This is a genomic window from Flavobacterium sp. (genome assembly GCF_965277525.1).
GTDB lineage: Bacteria > Bacteroidota > Bacteroidia > Flavobacteriales > Flavobacteriaceae > Flavobacterium.
Genome location: NZ_CBDIDC010000005.1, coordinates 46,902 through 67,907, shown reverse-complemented (window position 1 = coordinate 67,907; position 21,006 = coordinate 46,902). Strand labels below are relative to the sequence as shown.

Here is a 21,006-nt window from a genome sequence, read left to right as displayed (position 1 = left end):
AGAAGAGAGTTACCTTATTCTATCTTTAATTTTGTTATTTCTTGATGATTTTGGCGGTATATTTTTTGCCTTGTATACTACAATCTAAAACATAAACTCCGGGACTTAATCCGCTTACATTTATATTTGATGGCATACTGGTATAAGTTTTATTCCATACTGTCTTCCCATCCATTGCGTAAATCTGAATTTGTGTTTCTCCTTCAATTTTATGTGCTAAAAAGATATTTAAGTTATCAACAGCCGGGTTGGGTAAAACTCTAAAAGGGTTTGTTATTTTTCCAATAAGCATGCCTTTTGAATCAAATGGCGCTGACATACTATTGCATCCATTAGTATTAGTGGTCTGAAGACTATAATTTCCTTCCCAAATTGTAATTATTGATTTTTCGGTTGCATTTGGTATTGGTCTTTCGTTTAAAAACCATTGATATGAAGCTGCATCTACTGAAGCATTTAACTTTTTATCTCCTGTAACCACAATTTCCGGTACAATATCATTTTCAAGAATGGAAACAGTAGTATTAAATGTTTTACCAATTCCATTTTCATTATAAACAGTTACATAATAATCTCCACTTTCTGTTATTATGTTAGTTGGTTCTGTCGAGCCATCAAACCATTCGTATGATTTATAGTTTCCGGGATTTAAAACAACTTCAGGACCACAAAGATTTCCACTTGCCAGTTCAGATTCAAAAGTGTCGAATGTAGCTGTTATTTTTTCTGTAAGTGTACAACCGTTTTTTAGGACGGCTGTTACGGTATAATCTCCGGCCTTACTTATTTCTATAGCATTAGAAATTTCACCTGTACTCCATGTATACGAAGTAACTTGTAATTTTTTAGCTGTAATATTAGTTTGAGCATCAACGTATAAAGTTTTACCTGAATATCCATGAACTACCGGATAGTCAAATATTTTAAAATGTGATGGTACTCCCTGATAGATATAGTTTTTTATTTCATTGTTTTGCGGAATAGCATCATTCTCTAATTTTGCAACAATATTAAAAACATGAGAATCACCACTTTCATCAAGTTTAGGTTGTTTTTTCAAAATATATTCTATGCTTTCACCAACGGGAATTGCTGTATCAACAGACTCTGAAATAGTTTCATTTGTGTTAATATATTCTAGATTTAATTGAATTGTGTTTGCTGCTATGGCAATTTGTCCTTCGTTACTAAGTTTAACTTTAACTTCAGATCCTCCGCAGACATCTTTTGGTGAAAGCAGTTCTACTGATACATCTGTAATAGGATCAGTAATTACTTTTAAATCATCAAACACGATATAAGAATAGCCATCTGTCAAGGAATGTCTCAATCGGATCATTATAGATTTTCCTTTATATTTATTTAAATTTGCTACTCCTTTTTGCCATTCTTTGTCTGCATAATTTCCTTGTTTAGTGGTTTTCCATACTTCATTCCATTCACCTCCTACCGTTTTTACATCTACAATAAAATCATTAGTACTATTGCTATCGATTGCATAATAAAATTCCATTGCAGTAGCACTTTCAGGTAACTTATATAGAGGTAAGATTAATTCTCCATAATTAGAACCATTTTCAAGCGGATGGTAAAGCATCGTTGCAGCAATATCTCCTGTATGATCTTTTACGGGAATAGATAAATATTTATTATCAGGTTTAACTACTGCAGTCCATGGAAAAGTTCTATCACTTTGGCTTGAAACAAATCCTTTTGAACCAAATAATGAGCCCTGAGGTGTATTTGAAAAAGTCTCAATATCTAGTTGTGGTGCCTTCGCAATAACCTGAAAAGTTCCTGTAAGGCTTTCTGCCTCAGATTTTGGCTGTCCGTTTGTCATTATTTTTACAGTAATATCATAATTTCCTGCCGGCAACTGCGGAATACCGTCTATTGTATAAACAATAGTCTGATACTGAAGTATCTGATTATTTCTTTCCAACACAATGGGTTCGCCCACAGCTTTACCATTTTGGGTAATTTGATATTCTATCGCAGCTTTAGTAACTGTATTATAATATAAATTCTTTGCACTTATAAAAAATTGATGTGAAGGTGCGTCTTCATAAACATTTTCTGCTACACTTAAATGAGATAATTGTATATAATCAGCTTTATCTTTGATCTTAATATTATCTACTCCAAAACCACTGGCAAATAATCCATTATCATCATGCTGAAACGCTACAAGAACACAAGGTTTGCCTGCATAAGGGCTTAAATCTACATGATATTCGTACCAACTACTTATATAAGGCATTTTAAATACCGTTTTCCAGCTTTTACCTCCATCTGTACTTACTTTTACATATCCATCTGAAAGTCGGTTTTTATCTCCAAAACCATCAAATGATAAGTGTGCTTCTTTATAATTACTCAAATCAAATACAGGAGAGATTAACATATCATTTGAAGAGTCACAACCACATTTATCATCGTTACTCGCCATAAAATGAGTATGATCTGTTACAAACCATCCCGGTGAACGTAAATCAGTATTTACGCCATGTTGCCAGCCTGTAGCGTCTTTGTTTTCAGATGTTCTCCATCCTTTATATTTGGTCGCATCTTCAAAATCAATTGTATACGGCAGTACAGCTACTTTCATATCTTCATTGTTCCAACTATCATAACCCAATGTGAAGGAATTATTTTGTGGTTTAATTTCCTTAGTTACATCTTCAGGGAAAACAGAAACTACAATTGTATTTGCACCAATGCTTGTTAAATTAATATTTGGGATAGAATACGCTATGGTATCTCTATATTTAGTAAACACCAATTCTATTTTTTCATTTTTTGAAAAAACTTCATTTTGAGCATTATCAAGAATTTTGACAGAAACATTAACCTGTTCTCCAGCTGTTGAGAAATTGTTTATAATCTGCGTCTTTATTGTAGCATTGTTATTGTTAATAATGCAGGTTCCGGCATCTAATTTTGCATCTGCAACTTCCAGATCATAAGGCGCATTACTTACACTGATATTGTCTATAAAGGCTCCTAAATACCTACTGCTATTATTATCTGCAAGCACACGAAAACGAATAGCACATTTTTTACCTGCCAGTTCATTTAGATGCATTCCGTATGGCTGTTTTTTTAAATCATTGTTAATTCCACTAAACCATGGTCCCGAAACTAAATCATTGTAATGTACAGTATCAGGATAACCGATATCTGTAACTTTTTTCCAGTTTTTATTGTCTTCAGAGTATTCAACAATTAACCCGTGATATCCTCTGTAAAATAAATAGATCAAATCAAACTCAACATATGGAGAGGTAACATTGCTAAAATCAAATATTGGCGATTGTAATGTAACATCAGCATTCGGCTGCAATACCTCAGAACTGCCAATATTTACAGTTGCCCACAAATATTTAGAATTGGTATCTCTAAATGAATAAGTAGTGGGCTGCCATATAAATTTTTGATTGGTAACTAATGATTCTGAAAACCAGCCTCCCGGTGTTCTTTCAAAATTCTGATAATATGGAAACTGATTTACAATACCGCTATAAACAGAATTAATAGTGCTGTTATTTGTTGCTACCGGATCTTGACTATACGATACAAAAGCTTCATAAGTATACAAACCACTTGTAGATAAATCGATAGTAGCATCGAAAGGAATTGTCATTTCTGAGTTCCCTTTAAATGCAGTATCTAGTGTGATTTCTTTCCATATGGTTTGATTTCCCGGAAGCGTATTTGCATATCCTATTTTTAACTGAGATCCCGCCGGGATATCCTGACAGCCCAAATTGTAGATCGTAACCGCTAATGGATGACTAGCGGACAATGCTGCACCTGAATATGCCGGAAGATTTAATCCTACCAGTTTTAAGTCAAAATCTTTTTGCTCTGGAGGAACAACTAAACCAGAAACCAAGGAAACTCCGTCTTTTGCACCAAATGCTTCAATAGGTTTGAAATCAAATTTAACTTCTACATAATTTACAAGAGTTGTACTTATTTCATAAGGAAGTTTGTCCTGAATTCTGATAATCGTTTCTTCGCCTAACGCCAGATCTTTAGCAAAACTGATATTTCCTGTGTTATCGTAAATAGTAGTAAACTTACCACCAAATCCCGGTATCATTAACCTTAATTTGTAATTTAAGTTTTCATTTGCCTTAATTACAGTAGATCCTGTGTTTTTAATTTTTACATAAAAAGGTTCATCACCTTTTAAAGGACCACAGGTAACGGATGGTTTTTCAACGGAAACAATGGCTATTTGTTTATCTGCATAAGCAGCTCCAATACCAATCGCATACCAGGCATTTGAAACTTGTTTGTATTCTTCAGAGGCTAATCCGTACAGATCTTCTGTAACCATTAAACTTGCCTGACGCATATCGCTAAAGTTTGAAGAAGGAGATAAATACTCCGTAAGCGTTATATAAGCGATTTTCTCTGCCTTAGCAAGACCAATAGCTTTAACATCGTAACTGTTATTAAGGTCATTTATACCCTGACCACCTTCGCTTAAAAGGTAAAACCAATAATTTGTAATTCCACTGTTAATATGTACACCTCCATTATCGTAAGTAACGGCTAATGGATTTACCCAATTTACCCCTCCGTAGGTGCTGGGTTGACCCTGAGCTTTCGGATTAGACATATTTCTCATGCTGCCATGGGTATACAATTCATTACCCAGCATCCAAATAGCTTCTTTTTTATCTTTTCCAACATAAAATTCAACGGCTACACCAAAGATATCACTGAAAGATTCATTCATCGCACCTGATTCACCCTGGTAGATTAAACCGGCTGTGAAACGTGTTACGCCATGAGTTAGTTCATGCGCTGTAATTCCCAAACCAACATAAGGACTATCATAACCATCTCCAAATTGTGCCCATCCACCAGTCCATGAAGCATTTTCGACGTTAGTGCCTAAATGTGCCAGACCAATAATGGTCATTCCTTTGTCATCGATACTATTTCGATTAAATTTTTCGCCATAATATTCTATGGTTTTTTGCATCCCCCAATGAATATCCAGAGCGACCTCATCATGATCTTTATTATGCAGTTCATTCCAGATATTGTCCTCATCAATAAATTCTGTGATTACTTCATCTGAAGCATTATCGGCATGATTCATATTCCAGGTATACATTGGTACATTGTATTTGCCTTGTAGTCCTTCTAATCTGTATCCGTCAGCATATTGCTTCGTATTAAATTCTATTTCTCCTGCATATCTTGACTTCCCTTTACCCAGGCTTTGACCTGCAAAAGCAGCATCCCGACTTAAATCGAGGGTAAGAACTGTCTTTCCTGTATTTGCATCTACATAAATAGTATGGCTGGATTGCGGATTGGTTGCATAAATATCAAATTTCCATGCCAGGTAATATTCTTTTAATTCAGAAGAAAAATCAGGTCCCACATAAACGAGTTCTCCTTCTGGTTTTGTGCTTATATTTTTATCCAATAAAGAAGCTAATTTTTTACTCTCCCAAATATATTGTTTCGCATTTACGGTTTTAAGTGCATTCTCTAAAGCTGTGGCTGCGTTTATTTTATAAGTACTGCTTACCGACAATTTCTTAGCCGTAGAACCAAATGCATCAATCTTAGTTTTATTTTCTCTAACCTTATAAATGGCTCCTTCTACCGGAACCGAATTATGCATTTGCTGATAAGTAGCCAACGTTCTGCCATGATTATCAGAAATTGATTTTAATTGCATTTTATCAGATGCAGACAAATCAAAATCTCCTTTTTTAACTTCAAAGATGTTTTTTGCGGTTAAACTGGATGATTTGGCAAAAGATCTGACTTTTGTACTGACAGAATCCTGCGAAGTTGCTTTTTCGCTTGTTGTTGTTAGATTTTGCCCAAATAATTTTTGGCTTTCTTGTATTTGTTTTTTTACTGCTTCACTTTCTTCCTGAGAAAGTTCTTTACCATTTATCCTCTCTTGTTTTTGAGTGAAAAGAGGATTAGGATCATTACTGAAATTTGGATCATTAGTTTTATTAGAAACCTGATCTTTCGTCTGGTTTGTGATCGTAGCTTCTACTAATGTTTTCGGATCACCCATTTTTTTGTTTGGCAAAGGTGACTGTGCCATACCAATTGAGCAGGCAAAGAGGCTTAGCAAAACAAACAAATACCTGGTTTTGAAGTAAATTTGATTCATTCTTTTAAATTTTAAATTAATAATACAGTTTAGCTTGGTTCATAATCATTATACTTCAATGGTCAATAGCAAACCATAGGAGCAGTTTCCGGAAATTAATTTTGTGGTTGATCTTTAGAATTTTCTTTTGTTATTTTTTTCAGAATTTTTAACAGGGTTTCTTTTTTTGTTTTTGCTTCTTCTAAAAGTTGTTCTAAACTTTTAGAAGGTTCACTTTTTTTCTTTGCAGTCATTTCAGCTTATTTACATCGGTTGGGTAAATGTAAAATGGACGTATAATTTTTGAAAAAAAAGAACTATAACAAAAACACTCTCAGATGAAAAAGGGTCACCTGAAAAACACTCAAAATAATATAAGTTAAACTAAATCAGTGAATTAATTTTAATTCTAGATTCTTCTAGTTGGTGTTTAATCAAGTTAAAATGTATTCAAATAAGTAGAGAGATTTACTTTTTCATTGGTTAAATCAAACTTTCTGCGAAGTCTTGTTCGGGCATTTTCAATCGATTTAAAAGATTGCCCTGTAATTTGAGAAATTTCTTTTGTGGTTAAATCCAGATATAAAAGTGCACATAATCTGCGGTCTTTTGGAGTAAGAGAAGGATAATCAACCGTTAATTTATCAAAGAAAGATTTATGAACCTGCTCAAAACTGATTTCAAATTCTTTCCAGATATCAGTATTCAAATTCTTTTCCAGACGCTTTAAGACTATATCTATAGCGTGCTGCATTTCTTTATTAGCAGTTTTAAGTTTGATTTGTTTAAGATCAGTCAGGATTTCATTAATACTGTCCGTACGATGTATTTCTGCCATTGCCTTTCCTATGAGCACCTTTTTTTTAGCTTCAAGGCTTTCATTTAAGGCCTTCATATTCGATTTTAATTTCTCTTGTTCGAGTTGGTTTTTAATATTCCTGTTTCGGTATTTTATGAGTAAAATAATCAGAATCAATATACCTACAACTAGTATTAATCCAACTACAAAATATTTGAATAATTTTTTTTGCTCTACAAGTGTTTTTATTTGGGTACGTACTTTATAATCCTGCTCCAGTTTTATTCGTTCTATGTTTAGTGCTTTTTCTTCGACATGTATACTATCGTTGATGGCATTATATTTCTGAAAATAATAAATAGCCTTTTTATAATCTTCTTTATTTATATATACCTGATAAAGTATTTTGTTCAGGTTTAAACCGGAATAACTGTATAGATTTTCTTTGTATAATTCTAATGCCTTTTTTGCATTAACAATTACCTCTTCGTATTTTTTTTCTTTTAGCTTATATTCTGAAAAAGACTCATACACAAAAGCCTGTCCTAAATCATCAACCTGATTGTTTAATAAAGAAAAAGCTTTCTCAAAATAATAATCAGTATTTGTTTTGTCTTTTTTTAAAGCATATGCCCGTGCTAAATTAGTACAAACATTGACTTTTAAAGTATTGTTTTTTATACTCTTATTTATTAGATAAGCCTTCTGATAGTAATACAAAGAAGAATCTAAATTTTTATTGAGATACAGGGTTCCAATGTTATTTAAAATTTTTACAAGCTTAACAGAATCATTTTTAGACTTTTGATAGCGATAAACATTCAGGAAATATTTTAATGCTTTTTCTTTATTATTTCCTACTGCATAAATAATTGCCAGATTGTTTTCTAATTTGGCTGCTTCCTCAAGATTACCCTGATTTTTATAAATATCATACGCTTTTAAATAATAGGGTAAGGCAATATCTAAAACGTCTTTTGATGCATACATTTTACCTGCCGTAATGTAAACATTAGCCAAAGTGACATCTGATTCTTCTGTTTTTTTTGCTTCAGCTTCCGCTAATTCGATGTATTTTATAGCTCTGTCCCAATCAGATTTTTGCAGGCTTAATGCTATTTTTCGACACAATTCTACTTTTTTCTGATGATCGTCAATAGTATTCAAACGATCAATCATTTCTTTTGTTGACTGCGAGTGAATGTTATACGAAAGAAAAAGAAAGAAAAGTGAAAATAATCGTGTCATCATATTTAAAAAATTCTAAAGGATATTTTCAAATTTAAAGAAAACAAATAGGATTAGTATTACGTAAAATGATAAATGTCATTTAGGCTTACTATTGAAATTATTAGTATTTTTAAAGAAATATTTTTATTTCAATCCAAAGAATTATAATAAAAAGATCATTTCGCTTTATTTTATTTTTTAACAGGATGTGTCAGGAGGTTGAGTATTGCCTCTGATAATGCTAAAACTTTTGAAAAATTAAAGCAAAATATCCCTGAAAGCTCTAAAATTATTTTATAAATATCAAAAACCCTAATTTTTAAAAAGTGAATACACTAAAGTTACTGCGATACTTCTTTGCCCTCATTATGATTGGCGTAATGGTTGGTGCTTCAGAATGGCTCGGTCAGAAAGAAATACTGTTTCCTGAAATGGCTGCATTGGTGCTTGGTTTATGGGTGATCGATAAAAAGATATGGACAGTCAGTAGGCCAATGCTGGTCGTTCTGATGACAGTTTGTGCCTTTTTCGGAATTTTTTTAGTTCGTTATTCTCCATTTCCTGTTTTAATCAATATTGCGATTTCATTTGCATTTACCTCGCTCTGTCTCATTGTTTCGCAGAGCACATTGATTCCGATTACGTCAGCTGCAATGTTGCCGGTTTTATTAGGAACGGACTCACTGGTTTACCCTGCTTCTGTTTTTACAATGAGCCTTTTAGTGGTTTCCGGACAATGGCTTTTGGAGAAAAACAAATTGCGTCACATTATTACTTCGGATAAGAAAAAAGGGAGTTTCAGACACAATCCAAAACATTGGGCCAGATTGTTTTTTTGGTTGGTGATTATAGCGGCAATTCCGGCATCTACAGGAAATTTATACTTTATAGTACCTCCGTTGGTGGTTATGTTTATAGAAGTTAGTTCATCCTCATCGGGGGTTCGTAATCGCCCCTTACAGGTGTACACGGTAGTGATTATGTCTGCAATTTTAGGAACACTCTTTCAGTATTATTTGCATACCATACTCGGATTACCTGAAGTGTATACTGCACTGCTATTGTTTTTGTGTATTTTTCTTCTTTTTGAGATGGCAGGTAAACCATTTGCTCCGGCTTGCGCAATTGCGCTTGTACCAATGATAATTCCTCAGGAGAAGGTACCTTATTATCCCTTTCAGGTAGCTGTGGGGGCCGGTATATTCCTCTTTACAGCGATGTTCTTTTTCCTAAAATGTTACCGTTGGAAACGGGAACATCTTCTGGTTTGTTTTGTCCCTCAATTTATCAGATCGAGAATGGAACGTCCAAAGCGAAAAGAGAGAAAACCAGAGTAGGAGTAGGCAGCAGGTTTACAAATATTTCTATAACAGCTTCTGAAGTTCTAATTCGGCAATAATCTGTTTTTTCATTGTAGTATGCATATAATCTTTGGCTTCTGCATAAGAAATACGATACTTTCGGGGAAAGTCTTGTAAATGAAGAGGAAATACGGCCAGGAGTTTATTATAATAAATATCCAATTCGGTTTCGTTTGGCATTTCGAATTGTAAACATATCTGAAACCTTCTTAGCAAGGCAGTATCAATAGTATGATAATGATTGGTAGCGCAAATAAGCAGGCTGTCAGTAGGGAAATAATCAATTAATTGAATGATGGTGTTGACGAGGCGTCTCATTTCTCCAACATCTTTATCGTCGCTGTCACGACTTTTGCCAATCTGGTCAAATTCGTCCAGAAACAAAACGGCTTTTTCTCTAATGGCTTTGTCGAATATTGCTTTTACATTTCTGGATGTTTCACCTATTCGGGCGTTTATTAAAGTGCTTAGATTTATAATTACGATATTTTTGTTCAAAGCCGTAGCAATAGCTTTTGCCGTGGTAGTTTTACCGCAACCTGAATGACCGTGCAGTAATATTTTGTTATCTGCTTTAAGATTGTACTTTTTTAACTCTTCCAGATATTGATGCTCCTTAATGGTTTGCGTTAGGGCAGCTTTGTTTTCATCACTAAAAAGCAAGTCGGCTAATACTATTTTTTCGGTATCGTTTACGGTAAGCTCGTATAGATTCATTTGAATTTTATTTGGTGCAAAATTATAGTTTATTCCGCAATATTCTCATTCCATATTTCTTTTCCCAAAAATCGGTTTCCAAAAATCGAAGTACCAATTCGAACTATATTAGAACCTTCAGTAACAGCCAGTTCTAAATCCTGAGACATTCCCATAGAGAGTCTCAGTTTCTGTATGTTTTCAATTCCTTCCGCATCAATTTCATCTCTCACTTTTCGTAATAGACGTAAAGAAGGCTGCATTTTTTCTTTTTCTGCATCCAGCAGACCAATTGTCATCAGGCCTTGGACATTCAGGGTATCGTATTTTTTGATTTCGCGAAGAAAAGAAATTACTTCGTGAGGAAGTAATCCAAATTTACTTGCTTCGAATGACGTATTTACCTGAACGAAAATGTCGAGATTCCTGCCTTCTTTTTGTAATTGTTTGTCGAGTTCCTCTGCCAGATTCAATCGGTCTAGAGACTGAATGCACGAAGCATATCTCAGGACTTCTTTTATTTTATTGGTTTGTAGATGACCAATAAAATGACGTTCTATGTCCAGTCCTTTTAATTCTAAATCTTTATCTCGTAATTCCTGCATTTTATTTTCGCCAATTAAAGTTTCTCCGGCTTCAATCGCAATTCTGATTTTATCCGCCGGAACCGTTTTGGTGGCTAGTAGTAATTGTACATCGGATACATTTCTACCGGAAAGTTTACAGGCATTACTGATTCTATTATGAACTTCTTTTAAATTGGAAATTATCATCTCTTTCATCGCACAAAATTAGGATTTGTCTGAACTGCCGGTATGATCCAGTTTTAAGGATTAAGAATAGTCCAGTTTGCGTTTTATCTTAAAAAGTAAAGTCAGTAAAATCGCTTTTGATTGCAAGTTTAGTTATGTTTTTTTTGGCATACACCAAATAAAAACTAAAAAAAAGATGCCAAAAGTCGAAGGCAAACAAGTTTAGGCATGTCTCCTTAAGGCATATAACTGCTAGAATAAGGTTCATTCGGCCTTATTTTTCTGGTTTTAAGCTTAGGATCTGAGAGGTATGAAGACTCACAGTGATTATTTGCTATTCCTCCAATATTTTTTCGGTATCTACAGGGTTATTTTCCTGATATAATTTTTGTCCTATCAGACCTTTGTCACCTAAAGCGCGACCCTTTATTAACCATGCAATTCCAAAAGCAAAAAGGGACAGTGCCTCAAAAATCAAAGTCGAATAAGGAAATAATTTTAAATTCTCAGAAATAGGTACCAAAACCACAAATACAATAATCGAATAGCCGCAAGTTCTGTAAATGTTGTTTTCGTTCAGCATACTTTTGGGGGTTCCGGTTTCGTTTTCCTGACCAATTGTAAATACGTTAATCGCCAATAAAGCTAATATCAAAAATAGGAGAGCAGCAAAACCATAATGGAGCCAACCCAGCCATTTTTCCGGATATGGAATCAGGGTGTAGATTTTATCTTTAAAACTATCAGGATTCGTTGGGAACAAAGCAACACCCAAGGCCATGATTCCGGCAATATTAGTGAGTAAGTTGTCATTTTTCCAAATCGAAGTGTTATCGTGGCCTTTGTACCGAATCAGGAATAAACCAACGGCGCACAAAGTTCCGGTAAAAATTTCTCTTAAATTGGTATAATAGTAATGACTGATAGAAGGCTGAACCTGAGTTTGAAAAAAAGGAATCAGGGAAAGGCCCACTAAAAGTATCGGAAGACTAATGCCTAAATAACCAATTGCACGTCTGATTCTACGATAAGTGAAGATATCATAGTTTTCAATTTCCTTGTTATTTGTTTTCATGATTCTTTAATTTAAGGAAAATTTCAGTTGGTCATTTTAGAGAGAAAAATATTCATCTGCATAATTTATTATTTCTTAGAAAACAAATTTTCTACAACCCAGGCCGGGCCAATCATAAGAAACTGAAGATCTTTTAAGAAGGAAGGTTTTTTGCCTTCAATATTATGTCCGTAGAATTGTCCGATCCAGGCGATTATAAAAACACCAATAGAAAAGATCCATAAAGGTATAAGTTGCCCAATGTAATAATTTATGACCAGACAAATGGCTGATAAAATCGCAATTTTAAGCGCCATACTTACTGATAACCGAATATAGAAAATGAGCACAAAAATGAGCACAACGACAGCCCAATTTTCGATAATAGGCGCATTCAATTTTAATGTATTGGCAATAATACCACTCGGGATACTCATTAATAATCCCACTATAGAAAAGTAAATCGCAGGAACACACACATAATGTATGGCCTTGTTTTTTGGGTTCTGATGACTTACGGCATATTCTGCAAACCACTGGTCTAATGTTCTCATCTTTTTGGTTTTAAGGTTAGTGGCGTAAATCTAATGAAATTTCTTTTTCGTTGATCGATTTATGAATTTAGAGTAAAAAATAGAAAAAGCAATTGTAATTGATCAATTGAGGTATGGGGAAAGTGTGAACAAGCCTCTGATTTTCTGGATTTTAAAAAGGTTTGATAGCTTTGGATGTTTGTAAAAAATGAATATGCCCAAAGGATTTCTGCGCAATAAGATAATCGTCTTATAAAAACGGCTGTCCTGGCGCTGATAGAAGCGTTATCTTTATTATGGCGGAGTGAACCATAAAAGATACAAGCGGATTAGTTCTCCAATTCGCACATTCAGTCTTGGGTGCAGGAAACAACTCCTGAATTTTATACTTTTAAAAATTTAAGGGTGTATTTGCATAATCAAAAACATTGTCCCACAATTCATCAATGGTAATAAGGGCTTTGTCTAATGGGATTACTTCCCATTTGCCGTTAGTTTCTACACCAAGTCCAATATTTTTCAATTTCAGTAAAGCATCTTTTACATTAAAATCAAGATCAGTTTTTAGTTGGGTCTGAAACCAGGTTTCGATCTGCTCATCAAGTTCATCAGCTGTTAAGGGGGTAGCACTCCGGTACAAAAAAGTATACGCCAGAATGGTTTCCTTAAGGACTTCTTCTTCAGATGAATTTAAAAGCGAATAAAAGGCTCCGCTGTTGTTTCCGAGGTTCTTAAAATAAAGACTGTCTGAAAGTATTTTAGAGTATTTGATTTTCTTATTGACAAAATTGCTGTATTGGCGAAACAAATATAAAGATAATATTCCCAGGGCAATTAAACCTTGATTTAACGAAGCTTTGCTGTTGAGTAAATCGATTGTCTCGCCGGATTTGTAGGCAGCGTACATGCCAATCAAAGCCGGAATCACGGTAGTGCTTAACAGCGAAATTCCACCGCCAATTCCGGGAACCCAAAAGAATAATTTGTCTTTGGTGGACATTCTTGGAATCGCATTTGGAAAAATCGTTTCGAGATCATTTTTAGGAACTCGCTTAAAGATCTTTAAGGCAATTGTACCCGGATCAATAGGCATTTTTCCTAATTTGACCTTTTTCTCACTCAGGTACTCTTTCTCATTATAATTGAGGTAAATCATGACACGATCATAGTATTCGATCTCAATTTCTTTCTTCCAGAAAATAAACTTTTTGACTTTTTCTTTGGCCTTATGATGTCCGCGAACATACAATTCGTAGTCTTTAAAAGCATTAAAATCTATCGAAAGATCTAAACCTATTAAATCTGAATCTTCAAAAGCTTTGTCTAAAGTTTGCTGATCAATGCGACGGTAATTGCCTTGTTCTAAAACTTTAAGAAGTGTTTTTTTAAAGATAGTAAAATCACTTTTACCTAAAAATCCCTGACGTTCTTTCAGGCTCAGATCCGGATCGAACAAAGCATAGTTTTGTTTTAGATTTCGGTTGAGGTTAAATGCTTCATAATGAAAATAATGTTCGATGATATCAAATAATTTTTTGAATTCATCGACTTTTTTCGGATCATCAGAGAAAGCAACGATTTGTTGTTCGAGTAAAAATTCCTTGTTAAAGGGAATGTAATGTTCTCGCTTCATACAGATTTTTGGGCTTAAATTTTTGGTATTTCTAAAACGCAAAAGTACCAACCGAAATTTGATTTTTTAGTGGATTTTGTATTAAAGTTTAGTTATTTTCTTTTAAGATGAGAAGAGCGTAATGACATGGGTATCACACAACAATTTGAGGGGAATTTTGCAAAGGATGTACTACATATTATCGTAAATTTGAAAGAGTTAGCTTTAAAATAAAATTCTCATTTTTAAAGTTTTAAATAAAAATATTACACTAATTAATTATCGATATGGAAAATATAAATACCTCTAAAACTCAAAATTTCTTTAGAATACTACTGGGAATTTTTATGGTAACAGCTGCCATTGGCCATTTTACTTTTCAGCGCGCCGATTTTCAGGCACAAGTTCCTAACTGGATTCCAATGAATAAAGATCTTGTTGTAATACTTTCCGGAATTGTGGAGATTGCTTTAGGGCTGAGCTTGATATTTCTAACCAAGTATAAAGTAAAAGTGGGAATCGCATTGGCTATATTTTATGTATTGGTTTTTCCGGGTAATATTGCGCAATATTTAAACGGTACGAGTGCCTTTGGACTCGACACAGATCAGGCCCGTTTGATGCGATTATTTTTTCAGCCCGTTTTGATTGTATTGACCTTATGGTCTACAGGAGCAATTACTTATTTTAGGAGATTAAAAAAGGCTTAATGGTTTGAGTGAAGTTTTTTAGCATTAGAACCTGAGATTTTTTAATCATTTCCCCAAACTCTTCACAATAAAAGCAATAGGGTAGCAGTAGCCATTTCTATTAGTCTACCTTACCCAAAAAAGGATGGCAATAGAAGATAAGGTTAGGCAGGTTGAAGCATTATTTTACCGCCTTGAAATTGAAATAACTGCTTTTCAGTCTGATACTCATTTGCATTGTAATGCGGGTTGTGGCAAATGCTGTACTACGCCCAATATCGACGCTTCGCCTTTAGAATTTTTGCCGTGGGCATTTCATTTGTTTTTGAATGGTAAAGCCGAAGAAACGTTAGTTTTATTAAACAATACTTCGTCGTCTGATAATTGCCTGATATATCGCCCTCTTTCCGTTTTAGAACATAAGGGAAGTTGTAGCAATTATCGTTACCGCGGCCTAATATGCCGCCTTTTTGGCTATGCTGCCAATACTGATAAATACGGAAAATTGCGATTGGCCACCTGCAAAATCATAAAAGAACAACAACAAGAAAACTTTATTGCTGCTGAGGAATCGATTAACAACGGAAAGTATGTTCCCATTTTTACCAATTATTATATGCAATTGTCCCAAATAGACTTTAGAATGGGGGTTATTTTACTTCCAATCAATGAAGCATTAAAAATTGCTATCGAAGAAGTTTTGCATTATTATGCTTATAGGCCATTTCCTGATGGTCTTAAAGATATTGCGTGATTGTTTTTTGTTGTCACTAAAATTTATCGTTGTTGAAGAACCACCGCAAGCAGCTAAGCCATTGTGGGGGACGCTCAACATGCTTTTGTGCGGTGCTCCAACCCTGTCTAAGTAAAAAAAAAACAGGAAAACAAACAATAAAAAGGAAGAAACAATATTTCTTTCATTTGATTCAACAATAAAGAAACAATGAATAAACTTAAAAATTGTTGTATTGTAACTTTGTTTGTGTATAGTACAAGACTTACTTGAGACTTTGAATTTTATCTAAAATACATCTCCAATACTAACTACAGTATTTACCCTAAGGACGTTGGTTACTCTAAAACTCTTGAGTTTGCTGTTCCTTAAGATCAGCATCCTGCATTCTTGTTTTATAAGCGTAACCTGAATAGGTATGAAACATTCTAAGTTACTTAAATCCTGATGCGTAATTAAAGCTATAAATCCGGTGGTGTTGCATGTTTTTATTTGTAGGCTTCTTAGGGTATTGATTACCGGTTTGCCTGTATTATAGCTTTTACGATTTTATTCCGGGATATTAAACATAAGTTAGTATTAGATGATGTACCAGATTCGCTCTATACATTACCATTCAGAATTGCAAACGATTAATTACTATTGATCCTTTAGAATTTAAAGTAAGCAGAAGCGGTAAGGTATGTATTGGAGCAAAAATGTGTTAGTAAAAGTCTCTTGATATAATTTTTTGGCCGATCAATTAAAATCATTTGCGATCCTTTAATTCATCGGCTTTATTTTCTATCGCTTTTTTTGACTCATTATTCAGTTTGTTGTATTCTGCCTTTATTATATCAGAAATATGTCCCACACGATCACCTCTTATAGACTTTCGAATGTAGTCGTGAGAATATCCGTACTTATTTTTTAGAATCTTTAGAATATCTTGATTATAACTTGGTTTTGTTTTTATATTTTTGTCCATCGCTTTGTTTGTATTATTAATAAGACAAATATAGTAAGATATTTCTTAGTTAACAAATAAAAGTAGGATTTTTTCTAAAAAAACTTTATGACAGAAAACACAATACAGAGAATTAAAAAATATATCGATTTAAAAGGCATCAGAGTTAGTGTCTTAGAGCGGGAAGTTGGCATGTCTAACGGTTCATTTGCCAGCCAATTGAAAAACAACAAAACAATTGGCCTTGATAAATTAGAAAATATCGTAAAAAAGTATACGGATATCAACCTTGAATGGCTTCTGACCGGAGAAGGCGATATGCTAAAATTCGATATTCTAGAGGAAAAAGACGGAAGATTGTATAAAAAAACAAACAAAACAGAAGATAATCCTGAGATTCCCGTTTATGATATACAAACAACCGCAGGAATTATTGATTTGTTTGGTAACAATGAAAATCAAAAACCGGTAGATTTTATCCGGATCCCTAAAATTTCTAATTGCGATGGTGCATTATATGTTGTAGGCGATAGTATGCATCCGCTCCTGAAAAGTGGTGATATTGTACTATATAAAAAGATTTTTAATCTCGAACATAATATCATTTGGGGCGAAATGTACCTGATTTATGTAAATAATGATGACAATGAGTACTTTTTTACCCGTTTTCTAAAACAATCTGAGCGAGAATCGTATGTACAATTTGTAGCTCAAAATCCGGAACACCAAACGCTGGAATTTCCTTTAAGCAGCATAAAAACACTTGCTTTGGTAAAAGGTTCTGTTCGGATTAATTCGCAGTTTTAATGTTTTTTGAAGTAAGATTACATGTTTACAGCATATCGTGTGAATATAAAACAAGTAGCACATCTTAGGATATTGCCCTTTAAGGAAAGGACTAATATTGAGTATAAAGGATTGTAAATTTAGACTAACAGCTTACTTACATAAAAAAGTGAGATTTTTAATCGTAAGAACCGATTAGAAATCTCACTTTGTTGTTCCAAAAAAAATGACAGCATTTTAATAGTTTCGTTTTAGTGAAGCTATGATCTCAAGTAAAAATTATTTACTGCAATTTTACCATTAAATAAAGTTTTGGCAATGCGTATTTATACCTGTTTTTAAGTTTTTTTGGCCAAAAAGGCCTGAAAGTACAGGCTTTTATTGTTGGGATGCAATCTAAGATGTCAAACTTATGATACGGATTTCTGATCCTTGAACATACAGAGAATAAAACGTAAGACTTTTAATAGCTGTGAGATAAATGTGAAATTTAATTCAGCTCAGCTCTTTTTAACTCAATTACTTTTTCAATATACTGTATTAGATTTTTTCTTTCTAACGAAAATAAAGCATTTTCCTCTTCGGTACTTAGATATAAATCTGCAATACTTTCAGCATCCATTTTGTTGTTTGAAGAATGGTGTTCGGCATATTCGATAAGATCGTCTAAAAAAACTTCCCACATTCTTCCTTTTTCAAGAGTGGCTTCGTCACCTTGTTTTATTTTGTCCATTTCTGATTCGGGCAAATCGATAGTGAGGTACGTATAATCTACAGGAACTTTTGAAAGCATTTCTTTAGAAACTCTTCCGGTACCTAAGCAATACGCACAGGGGGCAGGCGTCCATTTTAGTAATTTATCCAGGCGTCGTATATCCTCCCAGTCAACAAATGCTTTTCCCAGACATCTTGGACATTCTAAATTTGATTTTCCAAATAATAACTTTAAAAAGGTCATTTTCTACAATTAATTTTAGGATTAGTGGCTTTTGCGAATGTAATTATTTATGTAAGAAAAATGGCTTCGGTAAAGGTTTTTTTTGAAGAAAAGATTTAGGGTTGGTTAAAATTGGGTGTTTTTCAAAAAATAAAAATTGTATTTTATGGTTTTCAATGAAGATTCTTTGAAGACAATGAACGTAAATGTTTTATTAGTTTGATCGTTTTCATAATTGATTTTTTAATTTATAATTGTCTGAAAAATTGTATTTTTGCATTATATATAATAGATTGAAAATTGTATCCCACAACTACAAACTTGTATTTTACTATAACTGAAAATCTAAAAGAATTTTAAATATCTTTGAACTATGAGCACAGCAACAAAACCAAAACACATTGGCAGAAATATTAGCCGAATCAGAGAACTTAGAGGTATGAAACAAGAAGCACTTGCTTTTGCAATTGGTATGAGCCAGCAATCTGTTTCCAGCATCGAATCAAGCGAAAATGTTGATGAAGAAAAATTAAATGCTATTGCTGAGGCATTAGGTGTGTCTGCCGAAGCTATTAAAAATTATAGTGATGACGCTGTAATTAATTATGGCAATGATATACTTGTGTAACCTTGTCGATATGATTTGATATTTATCTTCGATATTATACCATAATATACGTACACGATTCTCCCATAAAATTATAATTCATTTTATTAAAAACCACTCTAAAAACGGAGTGGTTTTTTTAATTAGTATATTTTACAATACAAAAGTCTGTTGTCGTAAAAAAGATATTGACCTAGAATTGTCAATAACTCATACAGTTTTATTTGGGCCTTTTGAGAAAGTGATCAAAATAAAGCTTAATTTTACAAAACGAAGAAAAGCCAACCTTGTAATCAAGAGGCTTTAAGATGTTCTTATTTTATTGTTTAACTTAATTTTTAAAACTATGAAAAACAAATTGGACTATTGTGAAATAGACCCCTATTTTAAATTTAGACGTATGAAAAAAAGTTCTAAACCTAAACTGTCCCTTTGGACAAAAATCACTACTGTTGTCTTAGAAATTGCTGCTTTGATCGGTGCAATACAAGCAATAGTAGAATTCATTAACTTGGTTTTACCGTTTTTTATTCGGTAAGCCTTAACAAAAGAGACTCGATAGGTACTTACTATCGGGTTTTCTTTTTATAAAACATTGATGAAAACCATAATTATAAAGTATTTGAAAAATGTTACTCTATTCAAATGACCTACACAAAAGTACAACTTCTTTTCATATATAATGAAAAAATTTGCCATTATTATGTCAATATTTTTCACTATAATTTATAAGTGTCAATATTTTTGATAATTAATAGCTTATAAAAACTATTATGATAGTTTTTGAATCATATATATATTACCACTTAGTACTGTATATTCAAAATAATCTTCTTTTTTAAATTTTCTATAGAAATAGTCATAGTTTCTAATCTCTTCCACCTCCATAAACTTTTCCACGAATTTTTTCAAATTCGTATCAAAACACACAACTTTATTGTCTTTTATCACTATATATAAATATTTGACATCTTTATTCATGGTGCAAATATAAAATATTCCGTGTTTATTTGCAAATTACTGGCAAGTGCAAAATAAAACGTTTATATTTGTATTATATTTAATAAGCCTTATGTGTAAAGTAAAAGATTTAAGAGATTTCGATAGTTTATTTGAGTTGATGGATTACTTCAATACTGAAGAAGCATGCGAGAAATATTTAGCGATAATTAGATGGAATGGGAATCCGGTTTGTCCATATTGTGAAAGTGATAACGTAAAAGTTTTAAATGGTTCAACAAAACGTCTTAAATGTTACGGATGTAAAAAGCAATTTGGTGTTAAGGTGGGCACAATTTTTCATGATACAAAAATTTCATTAAGAAAATGGTTTATTGCTATCTATATCATTACTGCACACAAAAAAGGCATATCATCACATCAACTATCAAGAGATATTAAGGTAACACAAAAGACAGCCTGGTTTATACTACAAAGAATTAGAGAAACATATAACCCGGATGCAGAAATGTTTTCTGATGAAGTAGAAATTGACGAAACTTATGTAGGTGGCAAGGAAAGCAATAAGCATAAAAACAAAAGAACCGAAGGAACACAAGGTCGAAGTATTAAAACTAAGACTCCTGTGCTTGGTATTTTAAATCGAAACGGGAAAGTATACGCTCTTCCTGTTCAAGATACAAGAAAAATTACTATACTTCCAATAATGCTTGATAAAATAGAAAGAGGAAGCACTGTTTATACTGATGAGTATAGACCATATAGATCGTTGGCTAAAGATTTTAAACATGAATTTGTGAAGCATAATGCTGATGAATATGTGAAAGGATTTGCACATACAAATAACATTGAGAATTTCTGGTCGATGTTAAAAAGAGGAATCATCGGTATTTATCACCACATTAGCGCAAAGCATTTATTCAGATATGTAAATGAGTTTAGTTTCAGATATAATAATAGAAAAATGTCTGATGGATCGAAATTTGATGTAGCTTTGGCAAATGCTATAGGCAAAAGATTAGATTACAAAACACTCATCAATGGCTAAAAAAGATAAAGAAATAGAAAAACCAAGAGAAGATTTGAGAATCCAGGAAAAGAATCCTAAATTTAAAGAGGTACTTTCTTCTTTGGTTAATAAACCTATTAAGCCGAAAGAGTAAAACTTC

16 protein-coding genes and 1 pseudogene are annotated in these 21,006 nt (G+C 33.2%); 7 read left to right on the top strand and 10 right to left on the bottom strand.

Annotation, left to right across the window (positions count from 1 at the left end):
* Nucleotides 1-34 precede the first annotated feature (34 nt).
* The 3 genes from ACQY44_RS08645 to ACQY44_RS08635 all read right to left on the bottom strand — a co-directional run bounded on the left by ACQY44_RS08645 (nucleotide 35) and on the right by ACQY44_RS08635 (nucleotide 8,192).
* Nucleotides 35-6,163: a M4 family metallopeptidase gene (locus tag ACQY44_RS08645; RefSeq protein ID WP_428229981.1), complete on the bottom strand. Its 6,129-nt coding sequence runs from the start codon at nucleotides 6,161-6,163 to the stop codon at nucleotides 35-37.
* A gap of 95 nt (nucleotides 6,164-6,258) precedes the next feature.
* Nucleotides 6,259-6,396, bottom strand: coding sequence for a hypothetical protein (locus tag ACQY44_RS08640; protein WP_428229980.1), 138 nt, complete (start codon nucleotides 6,394-6,396; stop codon nucleotides 6,259-6,261).
* A 185-nt stretch (nucleotides 6,397-6,581) separates the two neighbouring features.
* Complete coding sequence (locus ACQY44_RS08635; protein WP_428229979.1) at nucleotides 6,582-8,192, bottom strand: hypothetical protein; 1,611 nt, start codon at nucleotides 8,190-8,192, stop codon at nucleotides 6,582-6,584.
* A 305-nt stretch (nucleotides 8,193-8,497) separates the two neighbouring features.
* Here ACQY44_RS08635 and ACQY44_RS08630 point away from each other — a divergent pair, with 305 nt between their 5' ends.
* Nucleotides 8,498-9,508, top strand: coding sequence for a hypothetical protein (locus ACQY44_RS08630; RefSeq protein WP_428229978.1), 1,011 nt, complete (start codon nucleotides 8,498-8,500; stop codon nucleotides 9,506-9,508).
* 27 nt (nucleotides 9,509-9,535) lie between these two features.
* On the opposite strand, the gene ACQY44_RS08625 is transcribed toward ACQY44_RS08630, so the two are convergent.
* From ACQY44_RS08625 to ACQY44_RS08605, 5 genes are all read right to left on the bottom strand, one after another.
* Complete coding sequence (locus ACQY44_RS08625) at nucleotides 9,536-10,249, bottom strand: AAA family ATPase (protein ID WP_428229977.1); 714 nt, start codon at nucleotides 10,247-10,249, stop codon at nucleotides 9,536-9,538.
* Between the two features lie 29 nt (nucleotides 10,250-10,278).
* On the bottom strand, nucleotides 10,279-11,010 hold the full coding sequence (locus ACQY44_RS08620) for a YggS family pyridoxal phosphate-dependent enzyme (protein ID WP_428229976.1): 732 nt from the start codon (nucleotides 11,008-11,010) through the stop codon (nucleotides 10,279-10,281).
* A 304-nt stretch (nucleotides 11,011-11,314) separates the two neighbouring features.
* Nucleotides 11,315-12,055: a hypothetical protein gene (locus ACQY44_RS08615; RefSeq protein ID WP_428229975.1), complete on the bottom strand. Its 741-nt coding sequence runs from the start codon at nucleotides 12,053-12,055 to the stop codon at nucleotides 11,315-11,317.
* A gap of 68 nt (nucleotides 12,056-12,123) precedes the next feature.
* Complete coding sequence (locus ACQY44_RS08610; protein WP_428229974.1) at nucleotides 12,124-12,588, bottom strand: DUF962 domain-containing protein; 465 nt, start codon at nucleotides 12,586-12,588, stop codon at nucleotides 12,124-12,126.
* Between the two features lie 370 nt (nucleotides 12,589-12,958).
* Entirely contained in the window at nucleotides 12,959-14,200 is a 1,242-nt protein-coding gene (locus ACQY44_RS08605; protein WP_428229973.1) for a TMEM143 family protein, read from the bottom strand.
* Between the two features lie 266 nt (nucleotides 14,201-14,466).
* Between ACQY44_RS08605 and ACQY44_RS08600 the strand changes: the two genes are divergently transcribed.
* Both ACQY44_RS08600 and ACQY44_RS08595 read left to right on the top strand, forming a co-directional pair.
* On the top strand, nucleotides 14,467-14,889 hold the full coding sequence (locus ACQY44_RS08600) for a DoxX family protein (protein WP_428229972.1): 423 nt from the start codon (nucleotides 14,467-14,469) through the stop codon (nucleotides 14,887-14,889).
* Between the two features lie 124 nt (nucleotides 14,890-15,013).
* Nucleotides 15,014-15,622, top strand: a complete 609-nt coding sequence (locus tag ACQY44_RS08595) for a YkgJ family cysteine cluster protein (RefSeq protein WP_428229971.1) — start codon at nucleotides 15,014-15,016, stop codon at nucleotides 15,620-15,622.
* Between the two features lie 727 nt (nucleotides 15,623-16,349).
* Here ACQY44_RS08595 and ACQY44_RS08590 read toward each other — a convergent pair.
* Complete coding sequence (locus ACQY44_RS08590) at nucleotides 16,350-16,568, bottom strand: hypothetical protein (RefSeq protein WP_428229970.1); 219 nt, start codon at nucleotides 16,566-16,568, stop codon at nucleotides 16,350-16,352.
* Between the two features lie 87 nt (nucleotides 16,569-16,655).
* Between ACQY44_RS08590 and ACQY44_RS08585 the strand changes: the two genes are divergently transcribed.
* Nucleotides 16,656-17,354, top strand: coding sequence for a S24 family peptidase (locus ACQY44_RS08585; RefSeq protein WP_428229969.1), 699 nt, complete (start codon nucleotides 16,656-16,658; stop codon nucleotides 17,352-17,354).
* Between the two features lie 469 nt (nucleotides 17,355-17,823).
* Here ACQY44_RS08585 and ACQY44_RS08580 read toward each other — a convergent pair whose 3' ends face one another.
* The gene (locus ACQY44_RS08580) at nucleotides 17,824-18,291 is read right to left on the bottom strand and encodes a hypothetical protein (protein WP_428229968.1); all 468 of its coding nucleotides are present in this window, start codon (nucleotides 18,289-18,291) and stop codon (nucleotides 17,824-17,826) included.
* A gap of 352 nt (nucleotides 18,292-18,643) precedes the next feature.
* Here ACQY44_RS08580 and ACQY44_RS08575 point away from each other — a divergent pair.
* The 3 genes and pseudogenes from ACQY44_RS08575 to ACQY44_RS08565 form a co-directional block, all read left to right on the top strand.
* Nucleotides 18,644-18,874: pseudogene (locus ACQY44_RS08575) on the top strand (helix-turn-helix domain-containing protein); the annotation flags it as partial.
* A 1,075-nt stretch (nucleotides 18,875-19,949) separates the two neighbouring features.
* A complete protein-coding gene (locus tag ACQY44_RS08570) occupies nucleotides 19,950-20,885 on the top strand; it encodes an IS1595 family transposase (RefSeq protein ID WP_428229967.1) in 936 nt (311 codons plus the stop codon).
* A complete protein-coding gene (locus ACQY44_RS08565) occupies nucleotides 20,878-21,000 on the top strand; it encodes a hypothetical protein (protein ID WP_428229966.1) in 123 nt (40 codons plus the stop codon). The genes ACQY44_RS08570 and ACQY44_RS08565 overlap by 8 nt, the downstream gene beginning before the upstream one ends.
* The last annotated feature ends 6 nt before the right edge of the window (nucleotides 21,001-21,006 follow it).